9 protein-coding genes and 1 pseudogene are annotated in these 13457 nt (G+C 61.2%); 4 read left to right on the top strand and 6 right to left on the bottom strand.

What is annotated here, in order from left to right; all coding sequences use genetic code 11:
- Window positions 1–11 precede the first annotated feature (11 nt).
- The 6 genes from BK660_RS08445 to edd form a co-directional block, all read right to left on the bottom strand.
- Window positions 12–1304 (bottom strand): ABC transporter substrate-binding protein, encoded by a 1293-nt coding sequence (locus BK660_RS08445; RefSeq protein WP_123432923.1) that lies wholly within the window; start codon window positions 1302–1304, stop codon window positions 12–14.
- Window positions 1305–1421: 117 nt separating this feature from the next.
- Entirely contained in the window at window positions 1422–2681 is a 1260-nt protein-coding gene (locus BK660_RS08450) for a D-mannose isomerase (RefSeq protein WP_123432924.1), read from the bottom strand.
- Between the two features lie 226 nt (window positions 2682–2907).
- Window positions 2908–4377 carry an ATP-binding protein gene (locus BK660_RS08455; protein WP_123432925.1) on the bottom strand — a complete coding sequence of 490 codons (1470 nt, stop codon included), beginning with the start codon at window positions 4375–4377 and terminating at the stop codon, window positions 2908–2910.
- The gene (locus BK660_RS08460; RefSeq protein WP_123432926.1) at window positions 4367–5098 is read right to left on the bottom strand and encodes a response regulator; all 732 of its coding nucleotides are present in this window, start codon (window positions 5096–5098) and stop codon (window positions 4367–4369) included. Before BK660_RS08460 ends, BK660_RS08455 begins: the two co-directional genes overlap by 11 nt.
- A gap of 177 nt (window positions 5099–5275) precedes the next feature.
- Complete coding sequence (locus BK660_RS08465) at window positions 5276–6235, bottom strand: glucokinase (protein ID WP_123432927.1); 960 nt, start codon at window positions 6233–6235, stop codon at window positions 5276–5278.
- Window positions 6232–8058 (bottom strand): phosphogluconate dehydratase, encoded by a 1827-nt coding sequence (gene edd, locus BK660_RS08470; protein WP_027922964.1) that lies wholly within the window; start codon window positions 8056–8058, stop codon window positions 6232–6234. The genes BK660_RS08465 and edd overlap by 4 nt, the downstream gene beginning before the upstream one ends.
- A gap of 220 nt (window positions 8059–8278) precedes the next feature.
- Between edd and gap the strand changes: the two genes are divergently transcribed.
- The 4 genes and pseudogenes from gap to BK660_RS08485 all read left to right on the top strand — a co-directional run bounded on the left by gap (window position 8279) and on the right by BK660_RS08485 (window position 13332).
- A complete protein-coding gene (gene gap, locus BK660_RS08475) occupies window positions 8279–9280 on the top strand; it encodes a type I glyceraldehyde-3-phosphate dehydrogenase (protein WP_027922963.1) in 1002 nt (333 codons plus the stop codon).
- A 651-nt stretch (window positions 9281–9931) separates the two neighbouring features.
- Window positions 9932–10945, top strand: a pseudogene (locus tag BK660_RS33585) (methyl-accepting chemotaxis protein); the annotation flags it as partial.
- Window positions 10946–11047: 102 nt separating this feature from the next.
- The gene (locus tag BK660_RS33590; protein WP_371258943.1) at window positions 11048–11803 is read left to right on the top strand and encodes a methyl-accepting chemotaxis protein; all 756 of its coding nucleotides are present in this window, start codon (window positions 11048–11050) and stop codon (window positions 11801–11803) included.
- Window positions 11804–12000: 197 nt separating this feature from the next.
- Window positions 12001–13332, top strand: coding sequence for a CoA transferase (locus BK660_RS08485; RefSeq protein WP_123432929.1), 1332 nt, complete (start codon window positions 12001–12003; stop codon window positions 13330–13332).
- Window positions 13333–13457 lie beyond the last annotated feature (125 nt).

The following is a 13457-nucleotide window of genomic DNA, read 5'->3' on the forward strand; positions in this document are numbered from 1 at the left end:
GGGGCCAGGCATTACTTGGCAGACTTGACCGCTGCGCCGAGTTTCTTGGCGGCATCGGCCGGGTCGGCTTTCGGGTCGTTGATGTAGTTGGTCACGACATCAAAGAACGCACCCTGTACGGCCAGCGTGGTCGCCATGTTGTGCGCCATGCTCGGCTGCAGGCCGCCGGACTTGGCGTCCGCCAGGAAGTCCTTGGCAGCGGTCTGGGCGCAGGAGTCGAAACCGTACTTGTCCATGTCGGCCAGCATGTCGTTGCGAACCGGGATCGAGCCCTTGTTGATGCTGAAGACTTTCTGGAAATTCTCACCCAGGACGATCTTGGCGATGTCCTGCTGACCGGCTGCAGTGCCCGCGTCTTTCTGCTTGAACACGGCCAGGGAGTCGATGTTGTAGGTGAACGCCTTGTCGGTGCCCGGGAACGCTACGCACTCGTAGTCCTTGCCGGCGACTTTCTTGGCGGCGGTCCATTCGGACTTGGCCCAGTCACCCATGATCTGCATGCCGGCCTTGCCGTTGATGACCTTGGCCGCTTCCAGGTTCCAGTCCTGGCCTTTGCCGTCGACGTCCATGTAGGTCGCGACTTTCTTCAGCTCGGTGAGCGCCTTGACCATTTCAGGACCGGTCAACGCAGCGTTGTCGAGATCGACCAGGGCTTTCTTGTAGCCATCGACACCCATGACCGAAAGCACCACGGCTTCGAACACGGTGCTGTCCTGCCAAGGCTGGCCGCCGTGGGCGAGCGGAATGAAGCCCGCAGCCTTGAGCTTGTCGCCGGCGGCGTAGAATTCTTCGAGGGTGGTCGGGTTTTTGGTGATGCCGGCTTTCTTGAAGACTTCCGGGTTGATCCACAGCCAGTTGACGCGGTGAATGTTCACCGGCACGGCCACGTAGTTACCCTCGTACTTCACGGTATCGGAGACTTTCTTGTCGAGCAGGCTGTCCCACTTCTCCGATTTGGCAACGTCTTTCAGGACGTCGGTGTCGAGCAGGCCGGTAGACGCCCATTCCTGGATGTCCGGACCTTTGATCTGCGCCACACCTGGCGGGTTACCGGCAACGGCACGGCTCTTGAGCACGGTCATGGCGGTAGCACCGCCACCCCCGGCAACAGCGCCGTCCTTCCAGGTGAAGCCGTCTTTTTCGACTTGGGCCTTGAGCACATCGACCGCTGCTTTTTCACCACCCGACGTCCACCAGTGAACCACTTCCACGGAACCTTTGGATTCGGCGGCAAGCACACTGAGAGGGATCGCAGACAGGGAGACGAGAGAAATGACAGTAGCGAGGCGAGAAATCGCATTCATCTAGAAGTACCTTTCTTGTTGTTATGCATGCAAGTCTGGTGCTTGCGCTGCATAGGATTTTAAACAGGAGTTATCCCCTCGCAGGTAACGAAGGGACGCTTGAATGTCACCACATGGTTACACAGGAACGCTCTGAGACAACCTTGCCAGAGCCGTGGCCATGCTGGGTGCCAGGGGCAGTCGTGGAATCAATACGGCTTGCCAGGCGTGATACAGATCGGGTTTACCCGCCCAGATGTCGGCGCTTGGGCGATTCTGCGGATCGAGTTCGTGATGCCAGCTGCCGTCACAACGGTCGATGAAATGAGTGTCACAAAATTCCCAGAACAGCCGGTACCAGCGTTCGTATTGCTCATCGCCCGTGCGTTTGAGCAACGCGCTGGCGGCAGCGCTGGCTTCGCAATGAGTCCAGTGCAGGCGATGGCGAACCACCGCGCGATTGTCCCAGTCGAGGGTGTAGACAATCCCGGGCAGCCCGTCGATGTTCCAGCCGTGACGGCAGTTGTGGTCGAAAAGTTTTTGCGCGTCGGTGGCCAGCCAGCCCGGCGTGAGCATGCCAGCCTGAACCCGCGCCGCTTCGAGGTGCAGCAGCAGGCGCGCCCATTCAAAACCGTGGCCCGGGGTGGTGCCGTAGGGGCGGAAACCGTCGGCCGGGTTGTCGTGGTTGTATTCCCGTAACGGCTGCCACTGGCGGTCGAAATGCTCGACCACCAGGTAATCGTTGGCGGCGGCATGACCGTGGATCACTCGCTCGACAATGCGCTGCGCACGGCATAGCCAACGGCTTTCTTCGGTGACATCGGCCAGCGCGAGGAAGGCTTCGGTGGCGTGCATGTTGCTGTTGGCGCCGCGGTAAGCTTCTTCTTCGCTCCAGTCGCGGTTGAAGGATTCGCGCATGGCGCCCTCCTCCTCGCTCCAGAAATGCGTGTCGATGATGTTGATCGCATCATCGAGCAAGGCGTGTGCGCCGGGACGTTGCGCGACCACCGCAGAACTGGCGGCCAGGGCCACGAAGGCATGCAGATAAGCGGCCTTGCCGGTGTTGCCATCGAGCGCGTGAGCGACGGCAAACCAGCCGCCATGTTCGGCATCGCGCAACGGGCCGCTGAGGGCCTGGACACCGTGATCCACCCACTCGGCAAACCCCGGCAAGCCCTGAATATGCGCCATGGCGAAGCTGTGCGTCATGCGCGCGGTGTTCATGGTTTCAGCGCGGGCGTTGGCCGGGAGGTGGCCTTTTTCGTCGAGATTGCCGAAGCCTTCAGGGAGCTTTGAAGCCTTGGCGAATGCCAGCAGGCGCAGGCCTTCGGCGGCGAGCCATTGCTGATGGGCAGGCGCGTTCAGCCAACTGCTGAAGACCGGTTGGAAGGTGTCCATGGGGTGCCTTTTTTGTTGTTTTGACTGAGGGCAGTCTAAACAACGGGCGGGGGCGGGCTTGTAACGAAGGGGGCGAGTTATGTCACTGGTTTGTGACATTTGGCCGGAGATATTTGTTTAATGGTCTGACGCCTTCGCGAGCAGGCTCGCTCCCACATTGGTTTGCGGTGTGCACAAATCCCCTGTGGGAGCGAGCCTGCTCGCGAAGAACGATAACGCGGTCTATCTAGTCAACACTGCGCGGCAACTGCAACGTCACCCGCAACCCACCCTCACGCAGGTTTTGCAGGCTGACCTCCCCGCCATGGCTATGCGCAATGTTGCGCGCAATCCCCAACCCCAGCCCATAACCCTGCTGCTGCCCGGCCAGACGGAAGTGCGGTTCGAACACCTGCTCCAGCCGTTGCTCCGGCACGCCCGGCCCTTCGTCATCGACATGCAGGATGAACGCGCTCTCATCGTCATCGATGTGCAAATGCGCGTTTTGTCCGTATTTCAGGGCGTTGTCGATCAGGTTGCCAATGCAGCGTTTAAGCGCCAGCGGTTTCCCCGGATACGCCGCCAGCGCCCGACCCTGTTGGGTCACGCGACCATTGCCGTTAGGCGCCAGGTACGGTTCCACCAGGCAATCGAGCACGTGATTGAGGTCCACCGGTTCGATGTTTTCGTGGATGTCGGTGTCTTTCACGCATTGCAGCGCGCCTTTGACCAGCAACTCCAACTCATCCAGGTCACGCCCGAACTTGGCTTGCAGCTTCTCGTCTTCCAGCAATTCCACGCGCAGGCGCAAACGGGTGATGGGCGTGCGCAGGTCGTGGGAAATCGCGCTGAACAACTGGCTACGCTCCGTCAGGTAACGGCTGATGCGTTCGCGCATGGCGTTAAACGCGCGCCCCACTTCGACCACTTCGCTGCCACCGCCCTCGGCCACCGGTTGCACATCAGCCCCCAGCGACATGTCGCGCGCGGCCCGCGCCAGGCGCTTGAGCGGGCGACTTTGCCAGTGCACCAGCAAGCCGATGAACAACAGCAAAAAGCTGCTGGTGAGGACGATGAACCAGACCTGTTGCGCCGGCAGGCCTTGCTCTTCAAGACTGGTGTAGGGCTCGGGCAGCAATGACGCGATGTACAGCCATTCCCCCGGCGCCATCTGGATTTGCGTGACCAGCACGGGTGGGTTGACCGGCTCCAGCGTCAACGCGTAATGGGCCCATGAGCGCGGCAACTCATCGAGTTTCAACCCGCTGTTGAAGATCCGCAGGTCTTCAGGACTGACGAAAGTCACCGAGATATCCGTGTCATGGCCGAGGGATTCGCGCAGCACCTGGTCCACGGCTTTGAGCACGGCTTCCTTGCGTGGGGTGATCGGCAGCACTTCCATGCCCAAGGGTTTGTCGTTGAGTGTCACCACGAAACGGGTGCCACCCATGCTGCGCAACTGATCCAGTACCAACGGCCGGAAAGCGACGGGCAACGAGCGGAAGTAACTGACGCTGGCCGTCATCGAATGCGCCAGGCTGCGGGCGGCAGTGACCAGCCCTTCAAGCTGCGTGGCACGCAATTGCGAGACCCAGATCACGCTCGACAACGTCTGCGCAAACAGCACCGCCAGCAACGTCAGCAGCAACATCCGCCCGAGCAGCGAACGGGGCACCGGCACGCGGGCGGCAAGTTTGTTGAGAAACTCAGTGGCCATTGCTGGCAACCACATTGGCTGCCAATTGGTAGCCGCTGCCGCGCACGGTGCGGATCAGTCGTGGCGGTTTTTCCGTGTCACGCAGACGTTGACGCAAGCGGCTGACCGCCATGTCGACGATGCGGTCCAGCGGCATCAGGTCGCGCCCCCGGGTGGCGTTGCCGATGGTATCGCGGTCGAGGATTTCCTGCGGGTGATCGAGGAACAGTTTCAGCAGCGCGAAGTCGGCACCGGACAGAATCACTTCTTCGCCATCGGTGTGGAACAGCCGATGGCTGACCATGTCCAGGCGCCACTCGTCGAACGCCAGCACTTCACCGCCATTACGCTCCTGGCCAAATTGCGCGCGGCGCAACAGGGCTTTGATGCGCGCCTGCAATTCTCGTGGGCTGAAGGGTTTGCCGAGGTAATCATCGGCGCCGAGCTCCAGGCCGATAACGCGGTCGGCCTCGTCGGAACTGGCGGTGAGCATGATGATGGGCACTTGCGCCTGACGGGGATGCTGGCGAACCCAGCGGCAGAGGCTGAAGCCGTCTTCGTCGGGGAGCATCACGTCGAGGATCACCAGATCGCTCGGCGCCTCGTTCAAAGCCTGGCGAAAACCGGCGCCATCGGGCGTGGTACGAACCTGGAAACCGGCGCGAGTCAGGTAGGTATCCAGCAACTCGCGTATCTCTTGATCGTCATCGACCAACAAAATCGACTTGTTGACTGAGCTCACGGGGCGGCGTCCTTGTTGTTTGAATTGGGCGGATTATGCCTGATGCACCATTTTTACAAACACTACAACACTACTGTGGGAGCGGGCTTGCTCGCGAAAGCGGAGTGTCAGTCAACGAATGTGTTGAATGTAAAACCGCTTTCGCGAGCAAGCCCGCTCCCACATTTTGATTGCATTTCAAGTCGGGTTGGATTGCTCCAGCGCCACGCCCGCGCCCATCAGGCCGGAATACGGCGCGGTCACCAGCCACACCGGGATGCCCTTGAAGTAATCGCTCATGCAGCCCTTGTCGGCGAAGCACCGGGCAAAACCACTTTCGAGGAAGAAATCGGCAAAGCGCGGGATCACCCCACCGACGATGTACACGCCGCCGCGCCCACCGGTGGTCAGCACGTTGTTGCCGGCCACGCGGCCGAGCCAGCAGCAGAACTGTTCCAGCACTTCCAGGGCAATCGGGTCGCCCGCGAGCCCGGCAGCGGTGATCGCTTCCGGTGTTTCGAGCACCGGCGTGTGACCGTCCACCGCACAAATCGCCCGGTAAACCCGTGGCAAGCCGCCGCCGCTCAACGCGGTTTCAGCGCTGACATGCCCGATCTCATTGAAGATGTGCTGCCACAGCTGCGTTTCCCGCGGGCTGCTCAGCGGCAAATCGACGTGACCGCCCTCCCCCGGCAACGCGGCAAAACGCCCTTCGCCAAGGTCCAGCAAGGTGCCGACGCCCAAGCCCGTGCCTGGACCAATCACCACCGCCGGCCGCAACGGTTCCGGGGTGCCTTCGCAGACCACCCGAAATTCGCCCGGCTGCAAACGGGTCATGCCCAGCGCCATCGCCGAGAAGTCGTTGACCAGCAACAGTTGCTCGACCTGCAAGGTCTTGCAGAAACCCTTGCGGCTCAGGCGCCAGTGATTGTTGGTGAACTTGAATTCATCGCCACTCACCGGGCCGGCCACCGACAGGCACACCGAGCCGATCGAACCCGACGCCAGACCGAGCCCGCTCAGGTAGAGGGCAATCGCCTCTTCCGGGCTGGCGTGGTCGGCCGTCGCCAGCACCTGAACGCTTTCCAATTGCTGGTTTTTCCACAACGCGAAACGAGCGTTGGTCCCACCGATGTCACCGACCAAAGCCAGTTTCAATTAAGCGTCTCCAGGGCAGAAGTAAAGGCGCTGGCGCCCTGCTCTGCGGAGCTGAAGGCCATGCGCATGAAACCAAACAGCTCGCGTCCGCTGCCAATGTTATTGCCCAACAGGCCCTTGGCAGGTTCGCGCGCCGCGAATTCGTCGGCGTCCACCTTAAGCTCCAGGGTGCCTTTGACGCCATCGACGCGGATGATATCGCCCTCTTGCACCCGCGCCAAAGCGCCACCGACATACGCTTCGGGGCTGACGTGAATCGCCGCCGGGATTTTCCCCGAGGCGCCGGACATGCGTCCGTCCGTGACCAACGCCACTTTGAAGCCGCGATCCTGCAGCACACCGAGGAACGGCGTCATCTTGTGCAGTTCCGGCATGCCGTTGGAACGGGGGCCCTGGAAGCGCATCACCGCGACAAAATCCTTCTCCAGCAGACCGGCCTTGAAGGCGTCTGCCAGATCCTGCTGATCCTGGAACACCATGGCCGGTGCTTCGACGATCTGGTTTTCCAGCGCCACGGCCGAGACTTTCATCACACCGCGACCGAGGTTGCCTTCCATCACGCGCAAACCGCCCTCTGGCGAGAACGCACGAGCAACCGGGCGCAGGATGCTTTCGTCAAGGCTGTCGGTCACGCCTTCGCGCCAGACCAGTTCGCCGTTATCGAGGAACGGTTCCATGGTGTAACGGCGCAGGCCGTGGCCGAGCACGGTGTTGACGTTTTCGTGGAGCAGCCCGGCGTCCAGCAGTTCGCGGATCAGGAACGACATGCCGCCCGCTGCCTGGAAGTGGTTGATGTCGGCTTTGCCGTTCGGGTAGACGTGGCTCAGGGTCGGCACGACTTCGGAGAGGTCGGCCATGTCCTGCCAGGTCAACTGGATGCCTGCCGCCATGGCGATGGCCGGCATGTGCAGCGTGTGGTTGGTCGAGCCGCCGGTGGCGTGCAGGGCCACGATGGAGTTGACCAGCGAACGCTCGTCGACGATTTCGCCAATCGGCATGAAGTCGCCGTTCTGTTTGGTCAAGCGGGTGACCTGATGCGCCGCTTCGCGGGTCAGGGCATCGCGCAACGGCGTGTTCGGATTGACGAAGGACGCGCCCGGCAAGTGCAGGCCCATGACTTCCATCAGCAACTGATTGGTGTTGGCGGTGCCGTAGAACGTGCAGGTGCCAGGGCTGTGGTAGGAATTCATTTCCGACTCCAGCAGCTCTTCGCGACTGGCCTTGCCTTCGGCGTAGCGCTGGCGCACATCGGCTTTCTGCTTGTTGGAAATGCCCGAGACCATCGGCCCGCCCGGCACAAAAATCGTCGGCAGATGACCGAAACGCAACGCGCCCATCATCAAGCCCGGCACGATCTTGTCGCAGATGCCAAGCATCAGGGCGCCGTCAAACATATTGTGGGACAACGCCACGGCGGTGGACATCGCGATCACTTCGCGGCTCGGCAGGCTCAGCTCCATGCCTGGCTCACCCTGGGTCACGCCATCGCACATGGCCGGGGTGCCGCCGGCGAACTGGCCGACCGAACCGATCTCGCGCAGCGCTCGTTTGATCTGTTCCGGAAAGACTTCGTACGGCTGGTGCGCCGAGAGCATGTCGTTATATGACGAAACTATGGCGATGTTGGCGGAGTTCATCATCCGCAGGCTGTTCTTGTCTTCGGTGCCGCAACCCGCCACGCCGTGGGCGAAGTTGGCGCATTGCAGCTTGCCGCGCATCGGACCGTCGCTGGCCGCACCGCGAATCAGTGCAAGGTAGGCCTCACGCGTGGCGCGGCTACGGGCGATAAGCCGTTCAGTGACCTCAAGGACGCGGGGATGCATGTGTAGAACTCCAGGCTAACGGATGTGGCGACCTGATTGTCTATGCTGAACAAGGACCGTTGTGATTGGGATGACAAACGGCTTTTCTTGATCGGTCGGACCAGTTGATTCAGGTCACTCGTTGTAGATTGAACAAAATATTGCCATTAAAAAGGCTTGTTTTCTATTTTTATGCGAATAATCTTGTAATTCCAACAACAAAACGACGGCGGCGCTGTAAATGACTCTTCGAATCGCAATCAATGGTTTTGGCCGGATTGGCCGCAACGTCCTGCGAGCACTGTATACCCAAGGCTATCGCCAGGATCTGCAGATCGTGGCCATCAACGATTTGGGAGACAGCGCAATCAACGCTCATCTGCTCAAGTACGACACTGTTCACGGCACGTTCGACGCCGATGTCCAGCACGATCAGGAGAGCCTGACGGTCAACGGCGACCGGATTGCGGTCAGCGCCATTCGCAACCCGGCCGAGCTGCCCTGGGCTGCGGAAAAAATTGATGTGGTATTCGAATGCACCGGTCTGTTCACCGACCGCGCCAAAGCCGCCGCGCATATTACGGCCGGCGCACGCAAAGTCATCATCTCGGCACCGGCCAAAGGCGCCGACGCCACCGTGGTGTACGGGGTTAACCACGACATTTTGCGCCAGCACCACCAGATCATTTCCAACGCGTCGTGCACCACCAACTGCCTGGCGCCGGTCGCCCAAGTGCTGCACCGAGAACTGGGGATCGAAAGCGGTCTGATGACCACGATCCACGCCTACACCAACGACCAGAACCTGACCGACGTCTACCATACCGACCCGTACCGCGCCCGTTCCGCCACGCAGAACATGATCCCGAGCAAGACTGGTGCCGCTGAAGCCGTTGGCCTGGTGCTGCCGGAACTGGCAGGCAAACTGACCGGCATGGCCGTGCGCGTACCGGTGATCAACGTGTCACTGGTGGACCTGACCGTTCAGCTGAAACGCGAAGCGTCGGCCGAGGAGGTGAACGCGCTGCTGAAAGAAGCCAGCCAGCATTCGAAAATTCTCGGGTACAACACCCTGCCGCTGGTTTCCAGCGACTTCAACCACAACCCGCTGTCGTCGATTTTCGACGCCAACCACACCAAATCCAGCGGCAAACTGCTGAAGGTGCTGGCCTGGTACGACAACGAATGGGGCTTCTCCAACCGCATGCTCGATAACTGCCTGGCGCTCTGCAACGCCGAGTAATCGAAATCCCTGTGGAGATCCCCTGTGTAGGAGTGAGCCTGCTCGCGATGAGGCCGTGTCAGTCGACATTGAAGTTTGCTGATACACCGCTATCGCGAGCAGGCTCACTCCTACAAGGGTCCGCGTGTGCCTGGACCATCCCGATCAAGCCTGGTCCCCCAAACTGAATCCGGCCGGAATCTCTGCCGAGAATGTCCTGAATTCCCGGCCATTTCAGGGCTTTTTCCTGCGCAAACGTTCACCTGCTACCGTTCGTCGGCGTAGGTTCATGCAACCGTCACATGGCGCCGATGTGCATTGCATGGCGCTGAATGGATTTGGCGTAGCGAGTCGACCTCGACTCCTTGCCAACACCTCATCCATTTGTGAGTTCGCCCTATGTTCGACTCTCTCTCTATCCGTCTGAAAATCGTTTTGCTGTCCGGCCTGTGTCTGCTCGGCGTGGTCGCCCTGATCGTCGGCATGAACATTTACCAGACCAATCAGAACGATGATCTGGTCAGCGCCTCCAGCAGCAAGATGCTCACCGACAGTGTGCAGGATCTGCTGCAAGCCAAGGCGGCTGAACAGGCCGTGCGGGTGCAGAAGACCTTCGGCGAAACCCTGACGGTGGTGACCGCGCTGGCGGACCAGATCAAGGACATGCGCACCATGGCCGCCAAGCGTTCACTGGAGGCCGGCGCCCTGCGTGAAGAGTTGAACCAGAGCATCAAGACCGCGTTCGAGCGCAATGGGAAAGTGTTGGGCGTCTGGCTGGCGTTCGAGCCCAACGGGCTGGATGGCAAGGACAGCGAGTTCGTCAATGATGCGGTGCGCCAGTCCAACGAAGCCGGGCGTTTCGCCACGTATTGGAGCCGCGCAGGGGGCGAGACGCTCAACACCGTCATGGTCGAAGAGGACATGACCAAAACCACCCTGAACCTCAGCGGCACGCCCTACAACGTCTGGTACACCTGCCCGCGCGACAGCAAGCGTACCTGCCTGCTCGACCCCTACGCCGATACCGTCGGCGCTAATAAAACAGAAGTGTTGATGACCACCATTTCCGTGCCGCTGCTGGTGGATGGCAAATCCATCGGCGTGGTCGGTATCGACATTGCCCTCGATGCGCTGCAAGCGGCGGCGGTCGATTCCCAGCGTGAACTGTTCAACAGCGCCGGGCACATGCTGATCGTCTCCGGCACCGGCGTGCTGGCAGCCTACAGTGTCGACGCCGGTAAAGTCGGCAAGCCTATCGGCGAAACCCTCGGCGCGGACGGCAAAGACATCCTGCAATTGCTCAGTAGTGGTGCGCCGAAGGTTTTGCAGCAAGGCGACCTGATTCGCGCGGTGTACCCAGTCAGTCCGATTACCGATTCGAAGGCCTGGGCCGTGGTGATCGACCTGCCTAAACAAGTATTGCTGGCCGATTCGGTGAAACTGCAAGCGGTGCTCGATGACGCCCAGCAAAGCGGCACGATCAAAGCGGTGCTGGTGGCTGTTGTCGCCGGCCTGGTAGGTTTGCTGCTGACCTGGCTCACCGCCTCGGGCGTGACCCGGCCGATCAACAGCGTGGCCGAGATGCTCAAGGCGATTGCCAGCGGCGACGGCGACCTGACCCAGCGTTTGCACTACAACAAGAAAGACGAATTGGGCGAACTGGTCAGCTGGTTCAACCGCTTCCTCGACAAGCTGCAACCGACCATCGCGCAGATCAAGCAAAGCATCACCGACGCCCGCGGCACCGCCGACCAGTCTTCGGAAATCGCCCGTCAGACCAGCGAAGGCATGCAGGTGCAGTTCCGCGAAATCGACCAGGTCGCCACCGCGTCCAACGAAATGAGCGCCACCGCCCACGACGTGGCCAATAGCGCCTCGAACGCGGCCAACGCCGCCAAAGGGGCTGACCAGTCGGCCCGCGATGGCATGCAGATCATCGAGCGCAGCACCCGCGACATCAATCAACTGGCCGACGAAGTCAGCAAAGCCGTGACCGAAGTCGAAGCGCTGGCGGTCAACAGCGAGCAGATCGGTTCGGTACTGGAAGTGATCCGCAGCATCGCCGAGCAGACCAACCTGCTGGCGCTTAACGCCGCGATTGAAGCGGCGCGTGCCGGCGAGAGCGGACGCGGTTTTGCGGTGGTCGCCGATGAAGTACGCAACCTGGCCAAACGCACCCAGGACTCGGTGGAAGAAATTCGCCAGGTAATCGAACGCATCCAGAGCGGCACGCGCGGCGTGGTCGCCACCATGCATTCGAGCCAGACCCAAGCCCACAACAACGCCGGGCAGATCCAGCAAGCGGTGCAGGCCTTGGGCAAAATCAGTGACGCAGTGACGGTGATCAGCGACATGAACCTGCAAATCGCCAGCGCCGCCGAACAGCAAAGCGCGGTGGCCGAAGAGGTCAACCGCAACGTCTCGGCGATCCGCACCGTCACCGAAACCCTGACTGGCCAGGCCACCGAATCCGCGCAGATCAGCAGCCAGCTCAACTCGCTGACCACCCACCAGATGAAATTGATGGACCAGTTCCGGGTCTAGAAATCACCGCCTATCCCCTGTGGGAGCGAGCCTGCTCGCGATGACGGAGTGTCAGTCGACCTAGTTGTTGAATGTTAGACCGCTATCGCGAGCAGGCTCACTCCTACAAGGGGGCAGTGTCGAGGCAGACATCATCGTTTCATCCGGCCAGCCAGTTTTTTGAACTATGATCGGGCTCTCGTTCCGGAGGGCCTTCGATGACTGATCTACTCACGTCCATTCAAACCGCACTCGGCTTGCCCCACACCCCAATCCTCTTCACGTCGAGCGGTGCCCTGCCCTCGGCGTTTGCCGTGACCGACCTCGCCTGCGCCAGCATCGCCGCGGCCGGGCAGGCGGTCAGCGAGTTATTGCTGCAACACACCGACCGCTTGCCCGGTGTCGAAGTCGACCGCCGCCTCGCGTCTTTCTGGTTCGCCACCTCGATCCGCCCCATCGGCTGGAGCGTTCCGCCACTGTGGGACCCGATTGCCGGTGACTACGCGACGAAGGACGGCTGGATCCGCCTGCACACCAACGCGCCCCATCACCGCGCTGCGGTTGAAAGCGTGCTTGGCACTTGTACCGACCGCGCGGCGATGGCGAGCAACGTGGCGCAATGGGTCAACAGTGATCTGGAACAGGCCGTCGTCGACGCCGGAGGGTGCGCCGCCGAGATGCGCACCTGGGCGCAATGGCAGCAACATCCGCAAGGTCTGGCCGTGAACGCCGAGCCGTTGATTCAGTTCAGCGGCGACACAGATCAACCGATGAAACCGTGGCAAGGCTCCATCGCTCAGCCACTGGCCGGGCTCAAGGTGCTGGACTTGACCCGCGTCCTGGCCGGCCCCGTCGCCAGCCGTTTTCTCGCCGGTCTCGGAGCGGATGTACTGCGTATCGACCCACCGACCTGGAACGAACCCGGCGTCGTGCCCGAAGTCACCCTGGGCAAACGCTGCGCCCGCCTGGACCTGCACAACAGCGATGATCGCGCGGTGTTCGAAACGCTGCTCAAGGACGCCGACATCCTCCTGCACGGCTACCGCGCCGATGCTCTGGAACGCATGGGTTACGGAGCTGCCGAACGCCGCAGACTCGCGCCGGGCCTGATCGATGTCAGCCTCAATGCGTACGGCTGGAGCGGACCGTGGCAGAACCGCCGCGGTTTCGACAGCCTGGTGCAGATGAGCAGCGGGATTGCCGAGGCCGGGATGCAGTGGAAGAACGCCGACAAACCGACGCCGTTGCCGGTGCAGGCACTCGATCACGCGACCGGATATTTGATGGCGGCTGCGGCGATCAGGTTGTTGGGGCGTGGGGGTTCGGCGCGGCTTTCGTTGGCACGTACGGCAAAGTTGCTGATTGAAAATGGCCCGGGAACAGCTGAGGCGTTGCAGGCAGAGGATGAAAAGGATCAGGGGCTGGTGGTTGAGCAGACACCTTGGGGCCCGGCGCATCGGCTGCATGTGCCGCTGAAAATCAGCGGTACTCCCTTGCAGTGGGCACTGCCGGCCACTGAATTGGGTTCCCATCGCGCGCAGTGGTGGTGACTGTCAGATCGCCTTCGCGAGCAAGCCCGCTCCCACATTAGAACTGTGTTGCTCACAAAATCTGCGAACGACATCAATTTAATGTGGGAGCGGGCTTGCTCGCGAAGGGGTCCGAGTATTCACCA

This window comes from Pseudomonas brassicacearum, from assembly GCF_003732265.1.
GTDB classification, from domain to species: Bacteria; Pseudomonadota; Gammaproteobacteria; order Pseudomonadales; family Pseudomonadaceae; genus Aquipseudomonas; species Aquipseudomonas brassicacearum_D.

Bases quoted from the DNA above. Each gene is read 5' to 3' on its own strand.
- BK660_RS08445 (WP_123432923.1), bottom strand. From the start codon at position 1,304: ATGAATGCGATTTCTCGCCTCGCTACTGTCATTTCTCTCGTCTCCCTG.
- BK660_RS08450 (WP_123432924.1), bottom strand. From the start codon at position 2,681: ATGGACACCTTCCAACCGGTCTTCAGCAGTTGGCTGAACGCGCCTGCC.
- BK660_RS08455 (WP_123432925.1), bottom strand. From the start codon at position 4,377: ATGGCCACTGAGTTTCTCAACAAACTTGCCGCCCGCGTGCCGGTGCCC.
- edd (WP_027922964.1), bottom strand. From the start codon at position 8,058: ATGCATCCCCGCGTCCTTGAGGTCACTGAACGGCTTATCGCCCGTAGC.
- gap (WP_027922963.1), top strand. From the start codon at position 8,279: ATGACTCTTCGAATCGCAATCAATGGTTTTGGCCGGATTGGCCGCAAC.
- BK660_RS33590 (WP_371258943.1), top strand. From the start codon at position 11,048: ATGCAGGTGCAGTTCCGCGAAATCGACCAGGTCGCCACCGCGTCCAAC.
- BK660_RS08485 (WP_123432929.1), top strand. From the start codon at position 12,001: ATGACTGATCTACTCACGTCCATTCAAACCGCACTCGGCTTGCCCCAC.